The following is a 23843-nucleotide window of genomic DNA, read 5'->3' as shown; positions in this document are numbered from 1 at the left end:
CCGAACGGAGTCCATCTATTTCGAGAAACTGACCAACGCAGCCACATACCCGTTCAATCGAACCCGTAGCGCTTGTGTGCCTCGTCGATATCCACGATCTCGATTACGCGGACTTCCTCGTCCGCTTCGAGTACGTCGTAGAACGCGGTGTGAGTCCGCCCGATATGCAGACGATAGAGTTCCTGTCCCTCGATCACTAGCTTCTCCTTGTCACCGGATCCTGAATCCGGTCTCGGATACGGATCGTCCGCTAATTTCTGGAGATTGTCCTTTACGATGCGTGTGCTCTTCTCGTCTAGCGCGGCGACGTACTCACGGGCTTCCTCCGCGAGGAGAACCTCATAACTCATCGAGCGCCGTCAGTTCTTCAGTGTCTGCTTCACGGACTTCCTTCGCTCGTTCGACGAGTTGTCGGCGCTGGTGTTCCTGGATCAGTTTCCCAAGCAGGTCGTCATACGTCTCGCCCGCCCCCTTGAGTTCGTTCAATTCTTTCCACCGTTCCTCCGTGACCGGGATTCGTTTGCTGGCGTTGGGCATACGTGCTGATGCCTCTGTTCAATCCTTACAACGCTTACAGGCAAAAGGTTTCGGTAGGCGAACTGCAGTCGCTACTTTCGGGGTTGCATATCCCCAAAGAACCGGATCCCATCGTGACCGCTGATCCGCCGCTTCGTTCCCGTACGCAGCGAATCGTCCCGCTCGAAGGTTTTTTCGCCCTCGTAACGAATAGGTCGTATGTCGATACCACGGACCATCCTGCTGACGCTACTGGCGGCGTCGTTGCTCGTCGCTCCGGCCGTGGGGGCGACGGCTTCGGGGATGAGCGGCGCAACGGACACGACGACCACGTCGCCGCGACCGGCCGCGATCTCGACCGGCGACACCGCCACCGACATGGTCGACTCTCGGCCGGACCCCGACGAGGACGTCCAAGGGTGGGAGAACGGCTACTGGCACAACGAGACGCTCGCGAACGTGACGCCCGACGACGGCTACACCGACGCCGAGATCGACAAGGTCAGGGCGCGGTCGATGGCCCGCATCGAGGTCGTCAGGGATGTCGAATTCGAGGAGACCCCGCCGGTTCGAGTCATCTCGCGCGAGGAATACGTCAACAACGTCCGCGAGCGGCGACAGGGGGTGAACATCTCCACCGCCGCGCGCCTCCACCAGAACGCCAAGTTCGAGGCGTTGCTCATGACCGGCGAGGAGACCGACTACTTCGAGGCCCAGCAGCAACTCCAGTCGAGCACCATCGGCGGGTTCTACGTGCTCGGCAACGCCTCGGGAACCGACTCCATCGAACAGGGTGAGATCGTTCTCATCTCGGAGAACGCGGAGAATCCACAGCTCTCGGAGATCACCCTCGCACAGGAGCTCTTCCACTCGTATCAGGACAAGAACCTGCGGATCGGCCAGTACAACCGGTCGACCGAGGAGGATTCGCGGCGGATCGACGCCATCATCGAGGGCGACGGCAACTACGTCGACTACCTCTACGAACAGCGATGCGGCAGCGAGTGGACCTGTTTCCAGCCGTCTAGCCAGTCGGAGGGCGATGGACAGAACGCTCCCCGGCCGAATCTGGGCCTGTTGGTGTACTCCTTTGTCCAGTACTCGGAGGGGCCGGCGTGGGTTCACGACCTCCAGCGGCAGGGTGGCTGGGAGGCGGTCGACCGGGCGTACGCGAATCCCCCACGGAGTACCGAGCAGTTCATCCACCCCGAGAAGTACCTGCAGGACCCACCGACCGACGTGACGGTCGCCGACCGCTCGAACGACGAGTGGTACGTGCCCCAGTTGGAGGGTGGCGTGAACTACGCCGTGTTCGGCGAGGCGGGGATGTACTCCATGCTGTGGTTCGCGAGTTCCGCCGTGCCGCGCCAAGATATCCTGACCCAGCGCCAACTCGATCCGTACGACTACGACCATCCGGCCTCGGCCGGGTGGGACGGTGACAAGTTCTATCCGTACGTGACCGACGAGTCCGCCGAGACGGGCGAAATGGGCTACGTCTGGAAGAGTGTCTGGGACACACCGGAAGACGCCCAGGAGTTCGCCAGCGCGTACCGGGCCACCCTCGCCGGCGCCGGTGAACCCGTCCCCGGCCACGCGAACACGTGGCGCCTCCCCGACGACCACCCCTTCAACGACGCCTTCTACGTCTCCGTGCAGGGGTCGACGGTCGTCATCGTCAACGCGCCGACCGTCGGGGAACTCTCGGAAGTGCGGTCGGGCGCCGCGCCGCAGGTCGAGACCCCGACGACGACCGACGCCGGCAACGTGGCAGGAACCGCGACGGAGAGTACCGAGACGGCGACGGCCACGCCGACCGGCACGGAAGGTTCGGCCCCCGGATTCGGCGTCGGGCTGGTCGTCGTCGCCCTCGTCGTCGCCGGACTGCTGTTCTCCCGCCGGTAGGGTTCGGGATCGACCGTTCTCGCGTCGCCGTTCCGTTTCGATCCGACCCCCGGAACGCTCGCGTGGCACAGAATTATGCCACAAAACGATAGATATCTAACAACTATGGTGGGTGTCCGGGCGCGGCTCCCGTCGATACCCCCGTGGAAAGGGGTGAGTCTGCTCGCCGTCGTCAGCGTGTTCCCGGACGTCGTCGGTCGGGCTGTCGCCTCGTGGCCCGCCGGTTCCCTCGATCCGATACTCGCCGCCGTCGTCGCGATACAGCCGGTCGCCGGGCATCCCGACTTCGGACTCGCGATGGCGTGGCTTCTCGTCGGGTACGCGGTGTTTTCGTACGTCGCGAATCTGTTTCCCGACCGGGTCGCCGCCGTCGTCGGTCTGCCCGGCTTCCGCGTTCTCACCGCCGTCTGGACGCTGTATTTCGGCATGTTCTGTGGGGTAATCGCCCCGCAAGTGGTCCCCGGCGATCCCCTGCTACTCGTCGGACGGACGGTCGTCACGACGCTCCGATGGGCGGCTATCGTCCTTTATTTCGGATTTATCGCCGGAAGCGTCTCGTTTTGGGTGTACTTTCGCGTGTTCGTTCCGGACGCGCCGCTGGTGGACGCCGGCGGCCTGCACCGGCTGTTCGAGTTTTTCCCGTACGAAACGGACGTTCCGGAACGGCGGTGGGACGAACTGCCACGATGGGGACGGACGTTCATGTACGGGCAGGCGGCGCTCGCGAACGCCGCCTTACCCGTCGCCGTCGCGTGTCTGGCGGCCTTCGTCGGTGCCGTGCTCAACCTGTTTTACCCGATTCCGGAGGCAATGCTGTTCGTCGGACTGACCGTCTCGCGGTGGCGGGGCGCGGAGTGGATGGGTGCCGTACGGAGCAGCGTGTCACCGTACGAGGTCGACTACAGGTTCCTCGACGACCTCTCGGGCGCCGTCCAAAATTTCAAAGGATGGGTCGTCTTCTTCGTCGCTACCTTCGGGATGGTCCTGTCCGCGGTCACGGTCGCCGCCCTTCTGATCCCGACCGTCGGCGTCGTCCGGCAGTCTCTCGCCGACGTTCGGTGGGGCGTCTTGTCGAGCGTCGCGATCACCGTTCCGAACGCCGTGCTGTCGGTGAAAGTGCTGTGGGGCGTGCTGGTCATGCTCTTGCTCCCCGCCGCCATCGGCTTGAGCGGCGTCTATTCGCTCGTCCATTGGCTCCGACAGTTCGAACGCATCGAACCGTACGCTCGATACTGGGACGCCGTCCGGCAGAGTGACGACGAGGCGGAAGATTGGGTCGCCCCAGTCGCGCGGCCGCCCGGCCTGCTCCTTCCGGCCCATCTCCCCTTTCTCGGGCTCATCGGCTACTCCCTGTTACCCGCGGCCGTCCGACAGCGTCCGATGATCCTGTTCGCTGCCGTGACGATCTTCTTCGGCGTTGCGGTCGCGGTGATGGTGTGGGCCCTCCGTGTCGCTCGGCGGGCGGGACCGGACCGGCGTCAGTCGCTGGCACACGAGTCGCGGGACGTACTCCTGACGGTCTGTGGTCAGATCGGGCTTTTCGTAGCGTTCGGTCTCCGCTCTTCGACCGGCTCCCCGTCGCTGTTCGTGTCGATGTTCGTCGTCGGAGCGATGCTGTTGTGGCTCGTGATCTACGGCCCCGACGTCGACGCGTGGCTGAAGCGGCGTACCGGTGCGAGCATCTCCAGCGTGCTGCCGATCACGATGACGGTTCTCGCCGTCTGTGCCGTGATCTTTCTGGAGTCTTTGGTCCCGGCTGTGCCGTGGCACGTTCACGCGCTCTACGTGGCGCCGACAGTAGTGTTCCCGATCACGAATGCCGCCGAATGGTGCCTGAAACGCTCGATAGACGGCGGTTGAGAGTCGCGTCCCGACCACCCGTGCTCGACCCCGTCTGCACTCGGTCGCGTTCACTGACACCGACGACTCGCCTCACACTCCGTCCACGAAGTACGCGCCCAGATACCCACCGAGTGCACTCAGACCGACCGTGTAGGCGATGGCGACGAGGCCGACGAGGAGGAGGACGAACAGGCCGCCGATGCCGAACGCCATGCCGTTCATGCCCGGTCCGCCGACGGTGAAGATGCCGAAGATGGCGAACAGCAGGAAGCCGAGGAGGAGGAGCGGTACCGAGGCGAGCAGTCCGGAGAGCGCGCCGATGCGGACGCCGTCGCTGGTGTCGGCGTCGTTCAGGTAGGCCGCGACGCCGCCACCGAGAACCGGCGAGAACGGCACGAACGAGAAGACGACGGTCACGACGGCACCGATCAGGGCGTGGAGCGTGGAGTCGGAGACCATGCGGCTACGGTCGGCCGGCCGACGCAAATACTTTCGGCCGACCATAGTGACGACCGCACCTACCCCTCGGGAACCATCGACAGCGTCCGGGTGTACCGCCGGATGGTGTTCCCGTCGGCGTCCTTGAGGATGACCTGGAACTGCTTCTGTCCCGTGACGCTCGTCAGTTGGTTCTCGCGGATATCGAAGTCGAACGGCGGCTGGCGATCCACCGTGATCCGCTCGCCGCCGCTCATCACGACCACGTGGTCGATGCCGTCGGATTCGGTCAGATGGCAGTGAATCACCGTTTCGCCGTCGCTCGTCGACTGCGTACAGAGCAGGTCGGGGTTGATGTCGGCGCTCGTCCCCTCCAGCGACGACTGGAAGTCGAAGACGACGGGCGCCGTCGGCGCGGTGCCGAGGACGACGACGGCGACGAGAAACAGCGCGAGGCCGGCGGTGGGGAGGCGGCGGCCGATCCGCGCCTGCGTGTCACTTCCCCCTCGTCGCCAGCGAATCGCCAGCGGGATGACGAGGAAGTGATGCACCGGTCCGTAGAGGATCAGGAGGAAGCCGTAGCTCATGGTGTAGTGGAGCCACGTCCACGCGGGCTGGTACGAGAGCAGGAGGTTCGACGCCGACCACAGGAAGAACCCGAAGAAGACGAGCGCCCCGCTCTTGAGGAAGCGCCAGCTCAACGAGTTGGCGTAGTAGATGGATCGCATCGTCCGCCAGGCGTCGCGCAGGCTCCCGGCGATCCACGCTCCCGGCGACTGAACGGATTCCTCGCTCATTGGGTGTAGGAAGGGACTGGAACGACAGGGAGGTTGGTACGAACGTGTTCGGGTCGGCGCCGCTCAGCCAGTCACCCGAACCCGGAGCCGATCGTAGGCCCGCACCGCCCGCCGCACCCACGTCGGCGGGGGCGACGCGCGGACGCCGTCGAGGCTCGGCCGAGCGATCCAGCAGCCGACGAACGCGGTGACCGTCGCCGCGGCGGCGACGAGATAGGCGGCGGTTGGTTCGAGGGCGACGACGCCGTCGACGCCCCACGCGACGAACGCGACGGCGAGGAAGGTGTTCGAGGTGAAGAAGGCGCGCACGGCCCGTGGCTCGCCGCCGCCGCGGTGGTAAGCGCGGTAGGCGACGAGAAAGAGCGGGACGCCCGCGGCGAGGGTGCCGGCGTAGACGGGTCCTGCGAGGGGAACGAGCAGGGCCGCGACGGCGACGGTCCCGAGGGCGGACGCCCAGACGGCGCGACGGACTCGGTCGAGCGACGTGACCGCGGGAAGCGTCGCGACCCCTGCGGCGGCGAACTCGTCGCGGTAGACGACCGCCAGCGCCCACGCGTGGGCCGGCGTCCAGACGAACACCAGCGTCGCCATGACGACGGCCGCCGCCGAGAGCGGCCGGATGGCCGTCCATCCCGCGAGGACGGGAAAGGAGCCGGCGGAGCCGCCGAGGACGACACCGAGCCAGTGGCGTCGCTTCAACAGGACGGTGTAGAGGCCGACGTACGCGGCGACGCCGAGCCACATGTAGACGACCGACTGAAGCGGGAGCGCCCACAGACCGAGCCCCGTCGCGGCGGCGAGGAGGCCGACACCGAACGCCAGCGCGGTTCGCGGCGCGAGCGTCCCGCGAGCGAGCGGGCGGTCGGCCGTCCGGTCCATCACGGGGTCGATGTCGCGGTCGTAGTAGCAGTTACAGGCGGCGGCGCCGCCGGCCATGCCGAGGCCCGCGAGGACGAACACGACGAGCTCGGCGAGCGGCAGTCCCCCGGCCGCGAACGTCGCACCCGTGCCAGTCAGACACAGGAGCGCGGCGATCCGGGGTTTCGTCAGCGAGAGGAGATCACGGAGCACGAGGGGTCACCCGACCTGCCAGAGCTGACTCAGCAGGTACCAGTTGAGCGCCCACATCACGACGAACACCCCGAGGAAGATGGAGGTGAGGATGAACGTCCCGCGCATGCTCAGGAGGTGGTGGGCGGTGTCCTTGTGACCCCCACCGTCGGCGACGGCCGTCGGTCGCGTCACCGGGAGGCCGCCCTGGTACCGGTCGCCAGCGAGGAGCGAACCGACGGCGACGAGGACGAACAGCGCGCCGCCGATGATGGAGATGAGCGCCATCACGCCGAAGATGACGAAGAGCGGCCGGGCCGCCGCGAAGCTGAACTCGGTGCCCGGAATGTCCATCACGGAGGGGTGCCGGCGCGGGATGCCGTAGAGGATGCCGAGATACATCATCATCAGCGAGGTGATGCCCATCGCGCCCCCGTAGAGGTAGGGCTGGATCGTCGCGATGGGGCGGGCGATCCACTCCCGGCCGAAGACGAGGCGCAGGACGTAGTAGCCGAGGCCCATGAACGCCAGCGTGGTGCCCGTGGCGACGGTGGCGTGGAAGTGCCCGACGGTCGCCAGCGTGTTGTGCCAGGTCATGTTCAACTGCATCTGGCCCATCATGACGCCGGTGATGCCCCCGAGGAAGCCAAAGAGGATGATCGAGAGGATGGTGGCGGAGAAGCCGGGGTCCTTCCACGGCGCGGACCAGAGCCACCCGAAGGTGCCGCCGCCCTCGCCGCGCTTCCGGCGGCCGATCTCCAGTCCCGCCGGGATGGCGAAGGCGTGGATCATGCTCGCGACGACCGCCCCGTAGGCGGAGTAGGAGGTGTTCCAGAGCCGCCACGCGGCGGAGACGCCGGGGTCGGACATCAGGTGGTGGGCCGCGCCCATGTTGATGAAGAAGAGGTAGAGGACGAAGGCGGACCGGGACACCTTCTCGCTCGCGACTTCGGCGCCGCCGACGACGTGGGTCATGAAGTACCAGACCGAGATCATCGCCAGCAGGTTGATCTGCTGGCTGCCGTGACCGACGATCCAGTACATCTGCCGGTACCACGCGGCGTCGATGTGGGCGAGCATCCCGACCCGCCAGAGGAAGGTCGGAACGTACGTGATGAGGCCGCCGACGATGGCCTCCGCGGCGACGATGGAGGTGATGAACGCGCCGAAGGCGACGAGCGGGAGCGTCCCGCCCGGATTCTCCCGCTTCTCGTGCCAGATGGTCGCGAGGAAGGGAAGCGCCGCGACGAGCGCCCCGGCCAGGAAGACGACCACGCCGAGGTAGAACCACGGCGAGGACGGGAGGGGCGCATAAGAGGTCAGAAGCGGCGCCTGATTCGGCTGTTTCGTCAGCCAGATGGCGACGTTGATGAGCACCGCCCCGCCGAGCATGAGCGCGTAGCCCGCCTTCGCCACCCGCGGGAGCGACAGCGGTCGGCCGAGGACGTACGGCCCGCCCACGTAGAGGACGGCGATTTCCATGAAGATCATCCAGAAGATGAGCAGGTTCCACGCGTGGATGCTCAGGAAGGTGTAGAAGTCCGCCGGCGCGAGGAGGCCGACGAGCTCCCACCGCGTCAGCGCGACGAAGATGGCGAAGAGGCCGCCGATCAACAGCGCGACGATGGCCGTCAGGCCGAACAGTTTCACCATGTCCTCGGCGGACCGGTGAATCTGCAGGCCGGTCACCGAGCAGGTCCGATACCCCTCGTCGTCGTAGCTGAACGTGCTGAATCCAAACATCTCAGACCACCTCCACGACACCTTTCATGCCGAGCGCGAGGTGTGGCTGGCAGTAGTACTTGTACACCCCTTCGCTCTCGAACGTGTGCTGGAAGCTGAACCCGTCGTTCTCGATGGGTTCGTGCCCGCTCCAGTCGGTCGGTCCCGACTCGACGAGGACGTTGTGCGTCGGCGACGCCCACTCGAAGGTGACCGTCGTCCCCGGCGAGACGCGGACCGCAGCGGGGTCGTAGACGTACTCGCCGCCGGGGCCGACGGTGACCGTCACCTCGTCGGCACCGGTTTCGTCGGCCGCCGATCCCTCCCAGTTGCTCGTCTCGCCGCCGCGGGCGTTCCCGGTGAACCAGCCGTCGTAGGCGGCGCCGCTCGCGCCGCTGCCGCCGTCGTCGCCGCTCGATCCGCCGCTCCCGCTCACGTCCGGCACCGACTCCCGCACCTCGAACGTCGCGTGCATGGTTCGGTGGCCGGTGCCACAGAACTCGTTGCAGACGACGTGGTAGGTGCCGGGCTCGTCGAACTCCATCGGCACCTTCCACTCGTAGCCGGGGAGCATCTGGAGCGAGAGCTGTTTGCTCAGCGTGTCCTCCTGCCGGACCGAGAAGCCGTGTTGTACGTCGTAGGAGCCGAGGTGGAAGACGTACTCTCGGCCCGTCTCCAGCACGGCGGGCAACCCGTCGAAGGCGTAGCGCATCGCCCCGATGTACACCTCGTCACCCGACGGGACGAGCGCACCGTCGAGGTCGCCAGCCTGCTGTTTGTACGTGTTCACCTTCTCCCGGTAGTCGGCGGTGGAGAGTTTCAGCGTCTCGCCCACCTGATTCTGCTCGCCGAACTGCATCCACCCGACCATCCAGCCGAAAAGCGTCACCGCCCACACGCCCGACACGCCGAGCCAGATGGTCTCCCGTCTGTTCACCGTCTCGTTCCACCAGTCGCCGTCCGGAGATTCGATTGGTGATTTCATTATCCTGGCTTGACGCTCATCAGGTCGATCAGACCCCAGACGATGTACGAGAGCGTGAAGTACAGCAACGCGGCGCCCGCGAGGAGCCACGGACTCTCCAGTAGTTGCTGGGGCCACGGTTCGCCTGCTTGTTCGGTCGACTCACCCGATCCTGCCATACGACAACGTGGGTGTATTGACTGCGTATCTCTATGTGCGAACGTGTTCGGGTCGCTTCCAAGCCGAAGAAAATCGACGACCGCTATCGCTACCGTTGTCGCTCGATAATCCGCTTCGCCGCCGCGGCTTTCTCCTTCCAGCCGTAGCCCGCTTCGTAGACGTGGCGTTTCTTCTCGACCAGCGCCGCGGGACTCGCCTCCTCGAAGCCGCCGCGGTCCCACGCGCCGCTCTCGCGCAACCACTCGACGACGTTTTCCTTCGTCTCCGGCCACGACAGCCCCACCATCTCGTACCACGCGATCATGGCGAAGACGGCGTTGTCGTGACAGCCGGGGACGCTCCCGCGTTCGTAGATGGTCTTGATGGGATCGCGGGTCGGCACCGACACTTCCTCGCGGTACTCCTCGGCGGGCAGGAGACGGAGGCGGTCGTTCGCGTCGTCGATGCGGCCGTCACGGCGGAGGCGTTCGACTGCCGCCTGTCGGAGCGGGCCCCACTCCTCGACGGCTTCAGGTACTGCGTCCGCGTCGGTGACGCCGCCGGAGAGGACGGCCACCACGTCGACGTAGGCGGCCTCGATGTCGGCCCACGGCGTTCCCTCGAACCGGCAGTCCGAGTCGTGGAGGCTGTTGGTCGTCCGGCAGTCGGGGCAGGGGTAGTCGAACGTCGGCACTACTGCTGGCTGTGTAGCGCGAACGTATAGGGGTTATCGTAACCGGCGCGAGCGTCTCGCCATCGCTCGGGTCCAACGCTACTAACGCGCGAGAGCCGCCAGTTCGTCGCGTACCGACAGAAAACGTATAACGGCGTGCGGTGAACACGCCGTTGTTGCCGGATGCGTCTACTTCTCCAATACGGCGGTGTCGGTTCGGGAACGCTCGGCGACTTTCTCGTGGCTCTCGTGGTGGTAGTCGGTATTCTGATCGCTGTTCTCCTCGTTGGGAGGCTATTCGAGCGGTTCTTTTGACCGATTCGTGGCCCGTATCGGGACCGCCGTTCGTGACGACTACCGTCGCGCTTATCCACCCCGCTCCACAATCCACCGTCGATGCGTCCCGACCCGCTCTACGCCCGGTATCCGTTCTTCCGCGCCGCCCGCGAGGCGGTCCAGCGGGCGGACATCTCGCCCCCCCGGCTGGTCACCGAGGGCGACCCCGCCGTCGAGCGCGCCCGCGAACGCGTCGAGCGCGCGCTCATGTCGGGCACCGTCGAGTCCGAGACGCCCGAGCGCTGGAGCGACCGGGACGAACTCCTCTCCTATCCCATCGCGCGCATCCTCGTCTCGCTGGTCGACGTGCGCGCCGCGGTGGAGAAGTACGCCGAGGCGGAGGCGGCGACGGCCTTCGACCGTCTGACCGACGACCTCACCGCCGACGACGAGGCGCTCCGGAGCGTCGAGACGCCACCCCGCGTCGACCTCGCGACGGTCCTCGACGAGTTCGATCTCACCGACGCCGTCACACGGGTCGACGACGACCGCCACCGCGCCCGCTACCGGATCGACGTGGACGCGTATCTCCGACTCGCCGATCCGGACTGGGGCGACGGCTGGCGGCTCGTCAACCGTGATCTGGCCGCCGGCGAGGTGCCCATCGCGGGCGAGGAACTCCATCGCCTGCTCCGGGAGGCCGTCCGCCGCCGGGTCGCGGACGGCCTCCCGTTCGACGTGCGGGGGAGCGCCGCGGGTGACGAACTCGCCGCGGCGCTGGACGCGGACGTGCGCACGCTCCGTGACCGACTCGCAGAGCGGGAGCGCCTGCCCGACATCGACACCGTCGCCCCCGCGCAGTTCCCGCCGTGTATGCAGGCGTTGCTCGACGGTGAACAGGGGGACCTCCCGCCACACGCCGCCTTCGCGGCGACCGCTTTCCTCGTCTCGCTCGGCCTCGACGCCGACACCATCGCCGAGCGGTGGCCCGTCCTCGACGACGACCACCTCGACTACCGGGTGACGGTCCTCGACGACCGGTCGGGGAGCCAGTATCCCGCGCCCTCGTGTGCGACGATGCAGACGTTCGGCGACTGCGTGAATCCGGACGCGCGGTGCGAGACCATCGATCACCCACTCCGCTACTACGCGTCGGCGGTCGCTGAGCGTGACACTGCTGACGGGGCGGCGGATTAGTCCGCGAGAAGGAAGCCGACGCCCGCCATCACGAGGATGAACAGGACGATACTGCCGACGAGCGCTAGCCCGCCGGCCGAACCCAGGCCGCCGTCGTTGTAGGTGGTGCCGATGCCCACGACAGCCGCGACGAAAAGCCCGACTGCGCCGGCGGAGATGGCGATTTTCCGGACCATCCCCTCTTCGAGTTCCATATGCGGGCATCCGCCGGCCTCGGCAAAAGGGCTTCGATGACACGCCGATCACGAATTCGTTCGTATTCGACACGTATTCCCCACCGAAACGAGGGTTTAGATGTGTCGAGCCCCAAGGAACAGTAACGGAGCGACCGGCGCTCCCACACCGCAGTCGCGGTCGACCGCGACTGCCCCACCTACCATGACGCACCCAGCACACACACCCGCGTCACTGCCAGCAACCCGCTCGAAGACCACCTTCCCCGCCGCCGGCACGTCGGGGCGCGCTCGTCGCGCCCGCGTCGAACCCATGGCTGTCCGGCCGCTTCGTGACGGCCGGTACGCAGTCGAGACGGACGGGAGCACGTACGTCGTCGACCTCGACGCTCACACGTGTACCTGCCCGGATCACCAGTTGCGACACGCCCGGTGCAAGCATCTGCGTCGGGTCGCCCTCGAAGTGACCGAGCGCCTCGTCCCGCCGCCCGGCGAACGGACCGCCGTCTGTGCGGTCTGTGGCGGGCGGACGTTCGTCCCGACGGCGTTTCGCGGCCCCGCGCTCTGCCCCCGACACGACCACCGGCCGGGCGACCTCGTCCGCGACCGGGAGACGGGGACCCGTCTGATCGTCGTCGCGGCGACCGACGAACGTGCCGACCGCGTCGAGACCGTGGAGGGTCGTCTCGTCGCCAACTACCCCACCAACGCCGACTACGGTGCCCACGAACCCGTCTTCCGGGCGGTCTACCTCGACTCGCTCCGGCGCGACGGCGACGTGCGACGGTACGCCTTCCCGGCGTCCCGACTCCAGCGAGTCGGAACGAGAGTGACGGACGACACTGACACCGAGTCCCGTCCCTCGCCGACCGAGGAGGGGACCGCTTCCCCGACGACCGCCTAGTCGTCCAGCCGCGTCTGTGTCGAGTGGCCGACGAGTTCGTCCAGATCCTCCCCATCGGCCAGCGCAGTCTCCTTCTTGACCCGGTAGTTGCCCCCGTCGGTGACGTGGAGGTCGCCGGGGTGGAAGAAGTACCAGTCCTCGCGGTCGAAACGGACGGCGATCCGGGCCTTCGCGCCGAAGTTGCGGGCGAAGTAGATGAGCGATTCGACCTCCTCGCCCGAGAGGTAGATGGGGTCGCCGGCGCTCGATTTCGCCTCGATGGCGTAGAACTTCTCGCCGTCGCCGGCGAGGACGTCGGGGAGGTCACGCTCCGTTGCGCTCCCACTCGCCGGCGCGCGCATGACCGCGAAGCCCGCGGCGTCGAGTTCGTTGACGAGTTCGCGCTCCCGGCGGTCCCCCTTGCGGTTCGCGGACATACCGTGGACTGGGCGACGGCAGGTTATAAATAGCCGGTCGATCAGTCGTCGCCCGTTTTCAGTCGACCCCTACGTCCCGTGATCCCACGAGTCCATGTACTCCCGCTGTTCGTCGCTCAGGTCGTCGATGGCGATGTCCTCGGCGTCGAGTTTCACCTCCGCCACCTCCCGATCCAGTCGGTCCGGCACCTCGTGGACGCCGGCGTCGTAGGCGTCGGAATTCGCGGCGAGTTCGCGCACGCAGACAGCCTGCACACCGAAGCTCTGGTCCATCACCTCGACGGGGTGACCCATCGACAGCGGACCGGCGAGGTTGACCAGCCGCCCCTCGGCGAGCACGTTCAGTCGGCGGCCGTCGGGGAGTTCGTACTCCTCGACGCCGTCGCGGACCTCGCGCGTCGAGACGGCCATGTCGGCGAGCGTGTCGAGATTGATCTCCACGTCGAAGTGGCCGGCGTTGGCCAGCAGAACGCCATCCTGCATCCGCTCGAAGTCCTCGCGGGTGATCACGTCTCGGTTGCCCGTCGTCGTCACGAACACGTCGCCTTCGGCGGCGGCGTCGTTCATCGGCATCACGTCGTACCCCTCCATATGCGCCTCCAGCGCGCGCCGGGGGTCGACCTCGGTGACGATCACGTTGGCGTTCATGCCCGCGGCCTTCTTCGCGACGCCGCGGCCGCAGTAGCCGTAGCCTGCGACGACCATCGTCTTGCCCGCGATGGCAAGGTTGGTCGTCATCGCGATGTTGGTCAGGGCGGACTCGCCGGTGCCGTGAACATTGTCGAACAGCGTCTTCATCGGCGTGTCGTTGACGGCGAACATCGGATACTCCAGCGCGCCGTCGTCGGCCATCGACCGCAGGCGGTGGACGCCGGTGGTCGTCTCCTCGCACCCGCCCTTGAGCTGTGGAATCAGGTCGGGGTGTTCGTCGTGGATGTGTGTCACCATGTCGGCGCCGTCGTCGACGGTGATGGTGGGGTCGACCCCCACCACCGCCTCGATGGCGTCGTAGTACTCGTCGGTGTCGACACCGTGGGCGGCGTAGGAGGTGACGCCGTCGACGGCGTTCAACGCCGCGCTCACGTCGTTCTGCGTCGAGAGCGGGTTACAGCCGGTGATGGCCACCTCCGCGCCGCCGACGGCGAGAAGTTCGACGAGGACGGCCGTCTTGGCCTCGACGTGCATCGCCATCGCGATTCGCTCGCCGGCAAGGGGTTGGTCGGCTTCGAAGTCCTCGCGGAGTTCGGCGAGGATGGGCATGTGTGCCTCCGCCCAGTCCATCTTCCGACGCCCGTCGGCACGGGCGGCCTCGGGGTCGTCCAGTCGTTCGTCTATCGTCGGAGCGGTCATACGCTCCGTAACGGCAGGCGTGGCAAAACGCTACCGTCTCCAGTGCCTCGCTTGCTGGCCGTGCCAACATTGCCACACCGACAAACTATTAGTAGATTGGCCGTCGTTAGCCACCTAACCTCTCTCAAACGACTGATATGGACGAGGAGTTCCAGGTGTTGTGCGTGGACGACGACGAGGCGGTTCTCGACTTGGTAGCCGAATTTCTGGCTCGCACGGACGATCGACTCCAGATCGTCACCGAGACGAGTGTGCACGCGGCCCTCGACCGCCTCGACGGGGACGAGCCGTCTATCGACGCCATCATCAGCGACTACCAGATGCCGGAGATGGACGGCCTCGACTTCCTCGACCGCGTCCGTGACGACTATCCCGACCTCCCATTCGTCCTCTTTACCGGGCAAGGGAGCGAGGCCATCGCGAGCGAGGCTATCGCTCACGGCGTCACCGACTACCTCCAGAAGGAGACGGGGACCGACCAGTACACCGTCCTCGCGAATCGGGTGACGAACGCCATCGAGCGCCAGCGGATGGCGGCGGAACTGAAGCGACGCGAGGCGCACCTCCGGCAGGCGCAGTCGGTGGCGAATCTGGGGAGTTGGTGGACGGATATCGCTTCCGACGACCTCCACTGGTCGGACGGGGTGTACGAGATTTTCGAGACGACCGACCTCGACGAGCCGCTCGATCACGAGCAGTTCCTCTCCTACGTCCACCCGGAGGACCGGGCGTTCGTCGAGCAGAAGTGGACGGCGGCGCTGGACGGCCAACCCTACGACATCGAACACCGCATCGTCGTCGACGGGGAGACGAAGTGGGTCCGCGAACGGGCCGAGATTACATTCGAGGACGGCACGCCCGTCCACGCCATCGGCGTCGTGCAGGATATCACCGACCGCAAGGGGCGCCAGCAGCGACTGCAGGAGACGAACCGGCGCCTGCAGGCGGTGCTCGACACCGTCGACGCCGCCATCTTCGTGAAAGACGTCGACGGCACCTACCGCCTGTTCAACGACACGGCTCGGGAGATGCTGGGGCTCGACGACGACGCCGACGTGACGGGGCTGACAGCCGCCGACCTGTTCCCCGACGCGGTCGCCGAGGCGTTCCGCGCCGACGACCGGCGGGTGTTGGAGACGGGCGAGACGATCCGGACGGAGGAGTCGGTCCCCCACACCGACGGCGACCACATGCATCTCACGATCAAGAGCCCAATCTTCGACGATGACGGCAACCCGAGCGGTATCTGTGCCGTCTCGACCGACCTCACGGAGCGGGTCGAGAGCGCGGACACGAACGACGACGAATCCGCGGGCGATCCACCGAGTTAGACGCCCGCTCGCTCCAGCAACGCCGCGGCACGTGTCGCCGCCCGGTCCATCACCGCCGCCTCGTCCAGCGTCAGCACCTCGCGGTCGCGCATGAGCACCTGCCCGTCACAGACCGTGTGGCGCACGTCCGACCCGCGGACGGCGTAGGCGAGATGGCTCACGAGGTCGTGTTCTGGCGTCAGGTGTGGCGCGTCGAGGTCGATCACCGCGAGGTCGGCCGCGGCGCCGGCCTCGATCCGGCCGGTGTACAGTCCGAGTACGTCGGCGCCGCCAGCCGTCGCCATCCGCACGGCGTCGGGCGCGGCGACCGCGCTCGCGTCGTCGGCCGCGAGTTTACCTAGCATCGCCGCGTCGCGCAGTTCGTCGAAGAGGTCGAGGTCGTTGTTCGAGGCGGCGCCGTCGGTGCCGAGGCCGACCGACACGCCGGCGTCGAGGAGGCGCTGCACCGGCGCCATCCCCGACGCGAGTTTCATGTTCGACGCCGGGCAGTGGACGACGCCCGTGCCGGTTTCGGACAGGAGGTCGATCTCCGTCCCGTCGAGGTGGACGCCGTGGGCGAGGAAATCCGCCTCGGTGCAGAGTCCTCGCTCCTTCGCCCACGCCAGCGGCCGCGCCCCCCGCTCCTCGACGATGGGGTCGACCTCGTCCCGCGTCTCGTTGGCGTGGTAGTGGACGGGGACGCCCGCCTCGTGGGCCTCCTCCGCCGCGCGTTCCAGCAACTCGGGCGTGACGGTCGTGAGACTGTGGGGCATCACCGCCGTCGAAATTCGGCCTCCTGCGGCGCCGTCGAGTTGTCGAGCCATTTCGACGCTCTCCTCGATGTCGGCTCGGGCCGCCTCGTCGTCCTTGCCGGCGGAGATGGCGCCGTGGCCCAGCATCGCTCGCATCCCCGACGCCTCGACCACGTCGGCCGTGCGGTCGATTTCGAAGTACATGTCCGCGAAGGTCGTCGTCCCCGACTTGATCATCTCCAGGACGCCGAGTGCGGCACCGGCTTCGATGTCCTCTGGTTCGAGCGCCGCCTCGACCGGCCAGATGTCCTCCCGGAGCCACGCATCGAGGGGTTTGTCGTCGGCGTGGCCGCGCAGGAGTGTCATGGCGACGTGGGTGTGGGCGTTCACCAGCCCCGGCATCACCAGACAGCCATCGGCGTCGAGTTCCTCGTCGCCGCCGAGTTCCGCCCCGATTTCGACGATGTCGCCGGCCTCGCGGTCGACGAGCACGTCCGCCTCGGTGACGGTCATGTCCGTTCGGAGGATGCGCCCACCACGAATCGCGAGCGTAGCCATGTCCCACCCTTACCCCCGGCCGAGTTAAGCCTCCGGGGTTCGGTGAAAAGACGTTTACCGCCGGCGCGGGACGCACGAACCGATGCCCTCCATCACGCGCAGACGCGTTCTCTCCGGAGCCGTGGCCTTCCTCACCGGCTTCGCGGGCTGTTCCGGCGAAACGTCGTCGGGATCGAGCTACCCGCCCGAAGACGTCGACAACGTCGCTATCGACCCCGACGCGTACAGTCTCCGTAATCCCCGCACCGAGCCGACCGTCTGGACCGACGAGCGCCCGACAGCGGACGAGGACGGGGCCACCCACTACTGGAGTCACGTATTCGTCACCAGCAGCGACGACGCCGCGAACGTCTCCTTCGCGGACGTGCCGGGTGCCGACGAGGCTCGTGACTTCCTCGATTCGACCGACTACGACGCCGCGACGGTGTACGTCGAGCAGTCGACGGTGCAGGAGTGTTTCGCGCCCGAACTCTGCTACGTCCAGTGGTCGGAGACGGAGGTGGAGACGAGCTACACCCGCCGGTACCGCGACGCCGACGTGGCCTGCGAAACCGACGCCGAGGATGTCGTCGCGACGCTCGTCCGCATCCCCACGGTGCTCGACCCGAGCGACATCAGTAGCTACGGATCGAGCCACGGCTCCGGCACGTGCGAGCGGCGGAACGAGCGGATTCGGCGGCGGCAAAACGCGAGCGAGGGGTCGCGATGACCGCCACTCGACGAGGGGTACTCGCCCTCCTCGGTTCCGCCGCCCTCGCGGGCTGTAGCGCCACGAACCCGCTCGGCGGCGACGACGAAACGGAACTCGACGGGGCGGCGATCCGTGCGGCCGTCACGGCGGACGCTCCGCCGTCGATCCCCGAACGTCTCCCCGTCGGCATCGGCGACGATCACCTCGCGGCGACTCGCGGCCGGGCGCGGTCGCTGATCGACGCCGTCCCCGCCACTCTCGGCCCCGAGCAGGTGCCGAACGGCGCCATCCGAGAGCGCATCGGTCGACGGCGCGAGCACGCCGTCGACAGTTTCGACGCGGCCGCCGAGGCCGCGACGCCGTTCGAGCGGCTGGAGGCGTTCGCCCACGCCCGGGCCGAAGCCCGCTTCGCCGCCGGCGCGTGGCGCGCCATCGACGAGGGGCTAACCCGCGAGGACCTGTCCGACGAGGCCGACGCCGTCCGCGCGGACCGCCGCGCGTTCCGGGAACGGTGGCAGTACGTCGGCGGCGACCCCGTCACAGCGGTGCGGGTCCACGCCGCCATCGAGCGCCGGGCCGACCCCGGCCGGACGGATATGGCGTTCGGCGAGCCCCGCCGCTACCGCCTCGGCAACCCGCTCGGCGTCGGTGAAATCGCCGAGGAGATCGAACGCGCACGCGTCGCCGTCGACGACGCCGCCCACTGCTACGACCGACTGGTCCAGTCCGTCGACGAGCCGACGCCTCTCCACGACCGATTCGTCGACGCTCGCGAGACGTTGCGCGACGCGTTCGAGGCCGAACGCGAGGCGTTGCCGTCGGTCGATCCCGAGCAGCCGTGGCAGGTCGAGGGCGTCGACGTGGAGGAGACGCCCGCCGAGGCGGCGCTGGAGGAACTCTACCGCCCGGTCGACCCGCGGCGCGACGACGGGTGGGCCGAGACGACGCCCGCCCGGGCGCTCCTCTGGGCGCACGGCTCCTTCGTCGGGTTGGGGGCGTTCGCGTCGCTCCGAGAACGGGTCGCCGACGGCGAGACGTTCGCTGTCGAGTCGGCCGAGGACGTGGCCGCGATGCGGTCCGACGCCATCGAGGCGGTGCGGACGGCGGCCGACGAGTCGTCGGTCCCGGTGCTGACGCGGACGATGCTCACCGACGTGTCGGCGCGGATCGGCCACACCGACGAGCGACTATCGAAAGCCGACGACGACGTGACCGCCGCCCGCATCCGGCGCGAGGTGTCGACGTATCTCGTCGCGGCGGCACGGGCGCGGGCGACGCCGGCGGCGAGCGAGCGGGTGGCGGGGGCGCTTCAGTAGGCGAGGCCTCGGTCGCGTCGCTGATTTCGCCTCGCCACCGCGCTCCGCGGCTCACCACGTTCGGCCTCGCTTCCGAAAGGCAGTTGCCTCGGGGACGAGACGTGTGACTCGATGCGCATCGCCGTCCCCAACAAAGGCCGCCTGCACGACCCGTCGATCGACCTGCTCGAACGCGCCGGCCTGCATCTCGAAGGCGGCGCGGACCGGAAACTCTACGCGGATACGGTCGATCCCGACGTGACCGCCCTGTTCGCCCGCGCCGCCGACATTCCCGAGTACGTCGCGGACGGCGCTGCGGCGGTGGGGATCACGGGCCTCGATCAGGTGCGGGAGTCGGGCCACGACCTCGTCGACCTGCTCGATCTGGAGTTCGGCCGCTGCCGCCTCGTCGTCGCCGCGCCGGAAGACGGCGACATCGAAACGGTCGAGGATCTGGCGGGCGGCACCGTCGCCACCGAGTTCCCGCGGATCACTCGCGACTTTTTCGAGGAGCGAGGCATCGACGCCGAAGTCGTCGAGGTGACGGGCGCGACGGAACTCACCCCACACGTCGACATGGCCGACGCCATCGTCGACATCACGTCGACGGGGACGACCCTCCGGGTCAACCGACTGGCCGAAATCGAGGAGGTGCTCGCCAGCTCGGTCCGCCTGTTCGCTCGCCCGGACGTGGTCGACGACGAGAAGGTGCAGCAACTCGTCACCGCGTTCGAGTCGGTCCTCGCCGCCGAGGACAGGCGGTATCTGATGTTGAACGTTCCCGAGGACCGCCTCGACGCCGTCCGCGACGTGCTCCCGGGAATGGGCGGCCCGACGGTGATGGACGTGGCCGGCACCGACGACGTGGCCGTTCACGCCGTCGTCGAGGAGCGTGCGGTGTTCGGGATCATCAACGACCTCAAGGCGATGGGCGCGAGCGACATCCTCGTCACCGAAATCGAGCGGCTCGTGGAGTAGCGTCCCGTCCCTGTTCGAATCCACCGGCCGACTCCAGTGAGCTACCGGTCGACCGATCAACCAACCGTTCTCCTTCCCAAAAAATGAAATCTCACTCACAATGTTATCCTTTCAGAGCGCCAACAGTCGGCTGGTGACCGTCTCATGGAAAAGAACGTCGGCGGCTACGATCGAATCGGGCGGCTCGTAATCGGTGCGTTGCTCCTCGTCGGGGGAATCGTTGGCTATGCCGGGCTGATGCGCGTCGCTGTGGGCCCCGTCCCACAGGCGCTAATGGCGCTGATACTCGTCCTGATCGGTGTCATCCTGCTCGTGACGGGCTACACTCGGAAGTGCGTCCTCAACAGCGTACTGGGGATGAACACCTACAGGCCGCGCAGTCGCTGACTCGGGCCGGCGGCCATCGGTGCCGAGCACGACGCGCTGACACGCCCTACTCCCGTTCGCCCGGTGCCGGCTCCCACCGGTCGGCGTCGACGAGCGCCGAGTCCGTGTCCTCCGTCCGCAACTCGGGTGTCGTCACCGCCCCGTCGATCCGCAGAGTACCGGTCCGCCACCGCGCCCACCCGGCGATGGCGGCGGTGCCCACGACCATCGCGCCGAGGCCGAGGAGGCCGGCTTCGGGGCCGAAGGCGCCGCCGGTGAGCAGATCCGGCCCCGTCTCCTCGACGACGACGACGCTCGCGCCGACGCCGAGGCCGGAGACGGGGAAGCCGTAGACGCCGCCCTGAAACAGGTTCCACGTCGTGTGCAGGCCGATGGGCACCGCGAGTTCGCCGGTCAGGACGTAGCCCGCCGCGAGCATGCCGCCCGCGAGGACGATGGCGCCGGTGCTCAGGAGCGTCGCGTTCGGATTCGTCGCGTGCGCGAGGCCGAACACGAGCGACGAGAGGATCGTCGCCCCGACGACGGCGCCGCGCTCTCCCAGTCGACCGACGAGACCCTCCGCCGCGTTCGTCAGCAGGTAGCCCCGCAGGAGGAGTTCCTCGTAGACGCCGACGACGACGAAGGCGACGACGAGGCCCGCGAATCGGACGAGAAAGCCCGACTGCGGCTGGATCGTGTCGGTGATCCGCACCCACCCGGCGCCGAGGGCGACGAGAAAGAGGAGCGTCATCAGACCGGCGCCGAGGGCGAGGCCGAACCCGCAGTCCAGCCACCAGTCGCGGTCGAGCCGAAAGCCGAAATCGCGCACGTACCGCCGGTCGATGTACCGCCCGGCGATCAGGACGGCGAGCGAGACGGTGCCGCCGGTGAGGGCGATGCCGGCGACGGCGCTCACCGTCGTCGCGGTCGCCTCGCCGACGACGGTCGCGAGCCACGACCGAACGGGACCGAGGCCGACGCTCGCCCCGAGACTCGTCCCGACGGCCAGAAGCGCCGTGACGACGATCAGGAGGACGACCCGGAGGAGCGCCCGGGGGCGGCGCTCGGCGTCGTTCCACAGCAACGCACGGGGGCCCATGGACGGATTGCGAACGGGCGTGACCTTAGTACCGTCGCTGGTCGCGACGCTCGGTCGGCCAGTCACCTACTCCAGTCTGAATTTCTCTGCAGAATCTATAATGAATATATGGGTAAATTATGTGTTAATAGAGAACGAAGAACATGGTATGGGTACACATACGTTCGGCGACGACCTGCTCCCGTCGGTCGACTCGCCGCTCGACGCCGTCGACACGCTCCTCACGGGCGGTGGTGTACTCGGCGTGTTGACGTACGTCGTGGGGCTTCTCGTCGGCAACGTCGAGGCGGCGACGCTGGGCGTGTGGATCGGCGTCGCCTGCGTACTCGGTACGCTCACGTTTCGGAGCGTGCGGGGGCTCGTCCGATCGGTCGCCTAACCCGGCGCCGAGAGGACGAGCACGTAGAGGCTGAAGAGGACGCTCCCGAGGATGATGCTGACGACGGCGTGAATGAGGGTGACGCCGGCGGTCAACCGCCGGTCGAGGTCGTAGACGTACCGCACGAGCACCGCGTCGACGACGAGGGCGACGACGACGGCGGGGAGCGACGGGAGTTCGAGTGCCGCGGCGACGACGGCGATGGCGGCGGGGAGCGGCCCGACGAGGAAGGCGTTCCGAATCGGCACGTCTCCGAGGACGTTTCGAGCGGCGAGATGCGCCGTGAGGGAGAGAAAGAGGGCGAACAGCGCGGCGGTGCCGGCGACGGCGATGGGAGACGCCGACCCGACGCCGGTCTGCAAGGGGACCATCGGGGCCGCTGACTATCCCAGGAGGCCGAGTTCTTCGAGGCGAGAGACGATCACGTCGACGGCTTCCTCGGCATCTTCGGGCTGTTTGCCGCCCGTGATGACGAGTTTGCCGGAGCCAAAGAGGAGCGCGACCACGTCGGGGTCGTCGAGTCGGTAGACGAGACCGGGGAACTGCTCGGGTTCGTACTCGATGTTTTCCAACCCCAGACCGATGGCGATGGCGTTCAGGTTCAGGTTCCGACCGAGATCGGCGCTCGTGACGATGTTCTGGACGACGATTTCGGGGTCCTCGTCCACGTTGATCTTGAGTTCGCGGAGCTTGTCGAAGACGATGTGCAGGCTCTCGTGAACGTCGGCGGTCGACTTCGCGCCGGTACAGACGATTTTCCCCGACCGAAAGATCAGCGCCGCCGACTTCGGATTCTGGGTCCGGTAGACCAGTCCGGGAAACTGCTCGGGGTCGTAATCCGCCCCTTCGAGGTCCATCGCTACGCTCTGGAGGTCGAGTTCCTGTCCGATGCCGGTAGAAGCCACCACGTTCTCGATGTTGATTGTCTCCTTGGGATCGGTCATGAGACGGTTTAAATGTCGTATTTAAGGTTTAAAAAGGTTGGTGCAGACTGTCGACAGCTTCCGCCACCCCAGTTCGGTACCCTCATGCCACCGGCGGTCGGACGGGAGAGCGTGTACGGTCTCGAACTCGCGGGCGAGGACGACGCCTTCGCGGCCCGGGAGGCGGCGTGTGCGGCGTCGGCGGTGGACGTGGTCGCGCCCGGTCTCGCCACGGCCCGCGGCGTCGACGCCGACCGCCTCCGGACGCTCGCCTACACGCACCGCGCCAGCCGCCTGCTCGGTCGGTGTGCGGCGAGCGTCGACGCCGCGCGGTCGCTCGTCGAGGCGGCGACGATGGATCGCTCCGGCACCGTCGCCGTCCGCGCCCGCGACGTGCGGGGAACTGCCGCGGTCGACACCCGCCGCCTCGAACGCGAACTGGGGGCTGCGCTCGTCGACCGCGGCTTCACTGTCGACCTCGACGACCCCGACCACGAACTCCGCGTCTGCTGTGCCGACGACACCTGTCTCGTGGGCTGGCTGGTCGCCGAGAGCGTCCGCGACTACGGCGACCGCCGGCCCACGGACCGCCCCTTCTTCCAGCCGGGGAGCATGGACCCCCTCGACGCCCGCGCGCTCGTCAACCTCGCCGGTGCGGAGCCGGGGGCGACGATTCTCGACCCGATGTGCGGGACCGGGGGGACGCTCATCGAGGCGGGACTGGTCGGCGCGCGCGTCGTCGGCGTCGACGCTCAGCGGAAGATGGTGCGGGGCGCCCGCGAGAACTGCCGGGCGTATCTCGACGGCGAGTACCACCTTCTGCGGGGCGACGCCACCAGCCTCCCCCTCCGAGACGACGCCGTCGACGGCGTCGTCTTCGACGCGCCCTACGGTCGGCAGTCGAAGATTGCACGCCACTCCCTGACCGACCTCGTGGGCGGCGCCCTGACGGAGGCGGCCCGGGTCGCCCCGCAGGCCGTCGTCGTCGGTGACCGACCGTGGGCCGAGACGGCCGCCGACGCGGGATGGACCGTCGAGGAGACGTTCGAGCGCCCGGTCCACCGGTCGCTCACGCGGTACGTGTTGCTGTTGCGCCGGTAGGGAGGGCGG

The 23843-nt window shown here is 67.6% G+C and carries 27 protein-coding genes; 11 read left to right on the top strand and 16 right to left on the bottom strand.

The window, feature by feature from the left end:
- Nucleotides 1-53: 53 nt before the first annotated feature.
- Together DU502_RS17335 and DU502_RS17330 are read right to left on the bottom strand one after the other, a co-directional pair.
- The gene (locus DU502_RS17335) at nt 54-350 is read right to left on the bottom strand and encodes a type II toxin-antitoxin system RelE family toxin (protein ID WP_121921382.1); all 297 of its coding nucleotides are present in this window, start codon (nt 348-350) and stop codon (nt 54-56) included.
- Entirely contained in the window at nt 340-537 is a 198-nt protein-coding gene (locus DU502_RS17330) for a hypothetical protein (RefSeq protein WP_121921383.1), read from the bottom strand. The genes DU502_RS17335 and DU502_RS17330 overlap by 11 nt, the downstream gene beginning before the upstream one ends.
- 198 nt (nt 538-735) lie before the next feature.
- Here DU502_RS17330 and DU502_RS17325 point away from each other — a divergent pair, with 198 nt between their 5' ends.
- The gene (locus tag DU502_RS17325) at nt 736-2421 is read left to right on the top strand and encodes an Hvo_1808 family surface protein (RefSeq protein ID WP_121921384.1); all 1686 of its coding nucleotides are present in this window, start codon (nt 736-738) and stop codon (nt 2419-2421) included.
- Between the two features lie 105 nt (nt 2422-2526).
- Nucleotides 2527-4281 (top strand): hypothetical protein, encoded by a 1755-nt coding sequence (locus DU502_RS17320; RefSeq protein ID WP_124897115.1) that lies wholly within the window; start codon nt 2527-2529, stop codon nt 4279-4281.
- 72 nt (nt 4282-4353) lie between these two features.
- Here DU502_RS17320 and DU502_RS17315 read toward each other — a convergent pair whose 3' ends face one another.
- From DU502_RS17315 to DU502_RS17290, 7 genes are all read right to left on the bottom strand, one after another.
- The gene (locus DU502_RS17315; protein ID WP_121921386.1) at nt 4354-4722 is read right to left on the bottom strand and encodes a DUF5518 domain-containing protein; all 369 of its coding nucleotides are present in this window, start codon (nt 4720-4722) and stop codon (nt 4354-4356) included.
- Between the two features lie 59 nt (nt 4723-4781).
- Nucleotides 4782-5498: a hypothetical protein gene (locus DU502_RS17310; protein ID WP_121921387.1), complete on the bottom strand. Its 717-nt coding sequence runs from the start codon at nt 5496-5498 to the stop codon at nt 4782-4784.
- A gap of 63 nt (nt 5499-5561) precedes the next feature.
- Nucleotides 5562-6569, bottom strand: a complete 1008-nt coding sequence (locus DU502_RS17305; RefSeq protein ID WP_121921388.1) for a protoheme IX farnesyltransferase — start codon at nt 6567-6569, stop codon at nt 5562-5564.
- Between the two features lie 6 nt (nt 6570-6575).
- Complete coding sequence (locus DU502_RS17300) at nt 6576-8291, bottom strand: cytochrome c oxidase subunit I (RefSeq protein ID WP_121921389.1); 1716 nt, start codon at nt 8289-8291, stop codon at nt 6576-6578.
- A gap of 1 nt (nt 8292) precedes the next feature.
- Nucleotides 8293-9255 carry a halocyanin domain-containing protein gene (locus DU502_RS18790; RefSeq protein WP_241966830.1) on the bottom strand — a complete coding sequence of 321 codons (963 nt, stop codon included), beginning with the start codon at nt 9253-9255 and terminating at the stop codon, nt 8293-8295.
- A complete protein-coding gene (locus DU502_RS18485) occupies nt 9255-9413 on the bottom strand; it encodes a hypothetical protein (RefSeq protein ID WP_166033700.1) in 159 nt (52 codons plus the stop codon). The genes DU502_RS18790 and DU502_RS18485 overlap by 1 nt, the downstream gene beginning before the upstream one ends.
- Nucleotides 9414-9502: 89 nt before the next feature.
- Nucleotides 9503-10087, bottom strand: a complete 585-nt coding sequence (locus DU502_RS17290; RefSeq protein WP_121921390.1) for a DUF7474 family protein — start codon at nt 10085-10087, stop codon at nt 9503-9505.
- Nucleotides 10088-10462: 375 nt separating this feature from the next.
- Here DU502_RS17290 and DU502_RS17285 point away from each other — a divergent pair, with 375 nt between their 5' ends.
- Nucleotides 10463-11539: a DNA primase large subunit PriL gene (locus tag DU502_RS17285; protein ID WP_121921391.1), complete on the top strand. Its 1077-nt coding sequence runs from the start codon at nt 10463-10465 to the stop codon at nt 11537-11539.
- Here the strand turns inward: DU502_RS17285 and DU502_RS17280 are convergent.
- Complete coding sequence (locus DU502_RS17280; RefSeq protein ID WP_121921392.1) at nt 11536-11733, bottom strand: DUF7472 family protein; 198 nt, start codon at nt 11731-11733, stop codon at nt 11536-11538. The two genes, DU502_RS17285 and DU502_RS17280, sit on opposite strands and share 4 nt — an antisense overlap.
- 184 nt (nt 11734-11917) lie before the next feature.
- Between DU502_RS17280 and DU502_RS17275 the strand changes: the two genes are divergently transcribed.
- Entirely contained in the window at nt 11918-12616 is a 699-nt protein-coding gene (locus tag DU502_RS17275) for an SWIM zinc finger family protein (RefSeq protein WP_121921393.1), read from the top strand.
- On the opposite strand, the gene hjc is transcribed toward DU502_RS17275, so the two are convergent.
- Together hjc and DU502_RS17265 are read right to left on the bottom strand one after the other, a co-directional pair.
- Complete coding sequence (gene hjc / locus DU502_RS17270; RefSeq protein ID WP_121921394.1) at nt 12613-13032, bottom strand: Holliday junction resolvase Hjc; 420 nt, start codon at nt 13030-13032, stop codon at nt 12613-12615. The genes DU502_RS17275 and hjc overlap by 4 nt on opposite strands.
- 69 nt (nt 13033-13101) lie before the next feature.
- On the bottom strand, nt 13102-14382 hold the full coding sequence (locus DU502_RS17265; RefSeq protein WP_121921395.1) for an adenosylhomocysteinase: 1281 nt from the start codon (nt 14380-14382) through the stop codon (nt 13102-13104).
- 137 nt (nt 14383-14519) lie between these two features.
- On the opposite strand from DU502_RS17265, the gene DU502_RS17260 reads away from it, so the two are divergent.
- A complete protein-coding gene (locus tag DU502_RS17260; protein ID WP_121921396.1) occupies nt 14520-15713 on the top strand; it encodes a PAS domain-containing response regulator in 1194 nt (397 codons plus the stop codon).
- Here DU502_RS17260 and DU502_RS17255 read toward each other — a convergent pair.
- Nucleotides 15710-17002: an amidohydrolase gene (locus DU502_RS17255; RefSeq protein WP_121921397.1), complete on the bottom strand. Its 1293-nt coding sequence runs from the start codon at nt 17000-17002 to the stop codon at nt 15710-15712. The two genes, DU502_RS17260 and DU502_RS17255, sit on opposite strands and share 4 nt — an antisense overlap.
- 82 nt (nt 17003-17084) lie before the next feature.
- On the opposite strand from DU502_RS17255, the gene DU502_RS17250 reads away from it, so the two are divergent.
- The 4 genes from DU502_RS17250 to DU502_RS17235 all read left to right on the top strand — a co-directional run bounded on the left by DU502_RS17250 (nt 17085) and on the right by DU502_RS17235 (nt 20353).
- Nucleotides 17085-17711, top strand: coding sequence for a hypothetical protein (locus DU502_RS17250; protein ID WP_121921398.1), 627 nt, complete (start codon nt 17085-17087; stop codon nt 17709-17711).
- Nucleotides 17708-19009 carry a hypothetical protein gene (locus tag DU502_RS18480; protein ID WP_158601186.1) on the top strand — a complete coding sequence of 434 codons (1302 nt, stop codon included), beginning with the start codon at nt 17708-17710 and terminating at the stop codon, nt 19007-19009. Before DU502_RS17250 ends, DU502_RS18480 begins: the two co-directional genes overlap by 4 nt.
- 111 nt (nt 19010-19120) lie before the next feature.
- Nucleotides 19121-19966 carry an ATP phosphoribosyltransferase gene (gene hisG / locus DU502_RS17240; RefSeq protein WP_121921400.1) on the top strand — a complete coding sequence of 282 codons (846 nt, stop codon included), beginning with the start codon at nt 19121-19123 and terminating at the stop codon, nt 19964-19966.
- A 144-nt stretch (nt 19967-20110) separates the two neighbouring features.
- Complete coding sequence (locus DU502_RS17235) at nt 20111-20353, top strand: YgaP family membrane protein (protein WP_121921401.1); 243 nt, start codon at nt 20111-20113, stop codon at nt 20351-20353.
- A 46-nt stretch (nt 20354-20399) separates the two neighbouring features.
- Here the strand turns inward: DU502_RS17235 and DU502_RS17230 are convergent, their stop codons facing one another.
- Nucleotides 20400-21431: a CPBP family intramembrane glutamic endopeptidase gene (locus tag DU502_RS17230; protein ID WP_121921402.1), complete on the bottom strand. Its 1032-nt coding sequence runs from the start codon at nt 21429-21431 to the stop codon at nt 20400-20402.
- A 148-nt stretch (nt 21432-21579) separates the two neighbouring features.
- On the opposite strand from DU502_RS17230, the gene DU502_RS17225 reads away from it, so the two are divergent.
- Nucleotides 21580-21810 (top strand): hypothetical protein, encoded by a 231-nt coding sequence (locus DU502_RS17225; protein ID WP_121921403.1) that lies wholly within the window; start codon nt 21580-21582, stop codon nt 21808-21810.
- Here the strand turns inward: DU502_RS17225 and DU502_RS17220 are convergent.
- Nucleotides 21807-22181: a DUF7473 family protein gene (locus DU502_RS17220; protein ID WP_121921404.1), complete on the bottom strand. Its 375-nt coding sequence runs from the start codon at nt 22179-22181 to the stop codon at nt 21807-21809. The two genes, DU502_RS17225 and DU502_RS17220, sit on opposite strands and share 4 nt — an antisense overlap.
- A 12-nt stretch (nt 22182-22193) precedes the next feature.
- The gene (locus DU502_RS17215; RefSeq protein ID WP_121921405.1) at nt 22194-22754 is read right to left on the bottom strand and encodes a TATA-box-binding protein; all 561 of its coding nucleotides are present in this window, start codon (nt 22752-22754) and stop codon (nt 22194-22196) included.
- Between the two features lie 111 nt (nt 22755-22865).
- On the opposite strand from DU502_RS17215, the gene DU502_RS17210 reads away from it, so the two are divergent.
- Complete coding sequence (locus DU502_RS17210; protein ID WP_166033698.1) at nt 22866-23834, top strand: TIGR01177 family methyltransferase; 969 nt, start codon at nt 22866-22868, stop codon at nt 23832-23834.
- Nucleotides 23835-23843 lie beyond the last annotated feature (9 nt).

This window comes from Haloplanus aerogenes (assembly GCF_003856835.1).
Classification (GTDB): domain Archaea; phylum Halobacteriota; class Halobacteria; order Halobacteriales; family Haloferacaceae; genus Haloplanus; species Haloplanus aerogenes.
The sequence above is the reverse complement of the archived record's forward strand: the minus strand, read 5'-3'. Positions and strand labels throughout refer to the sequence as shown.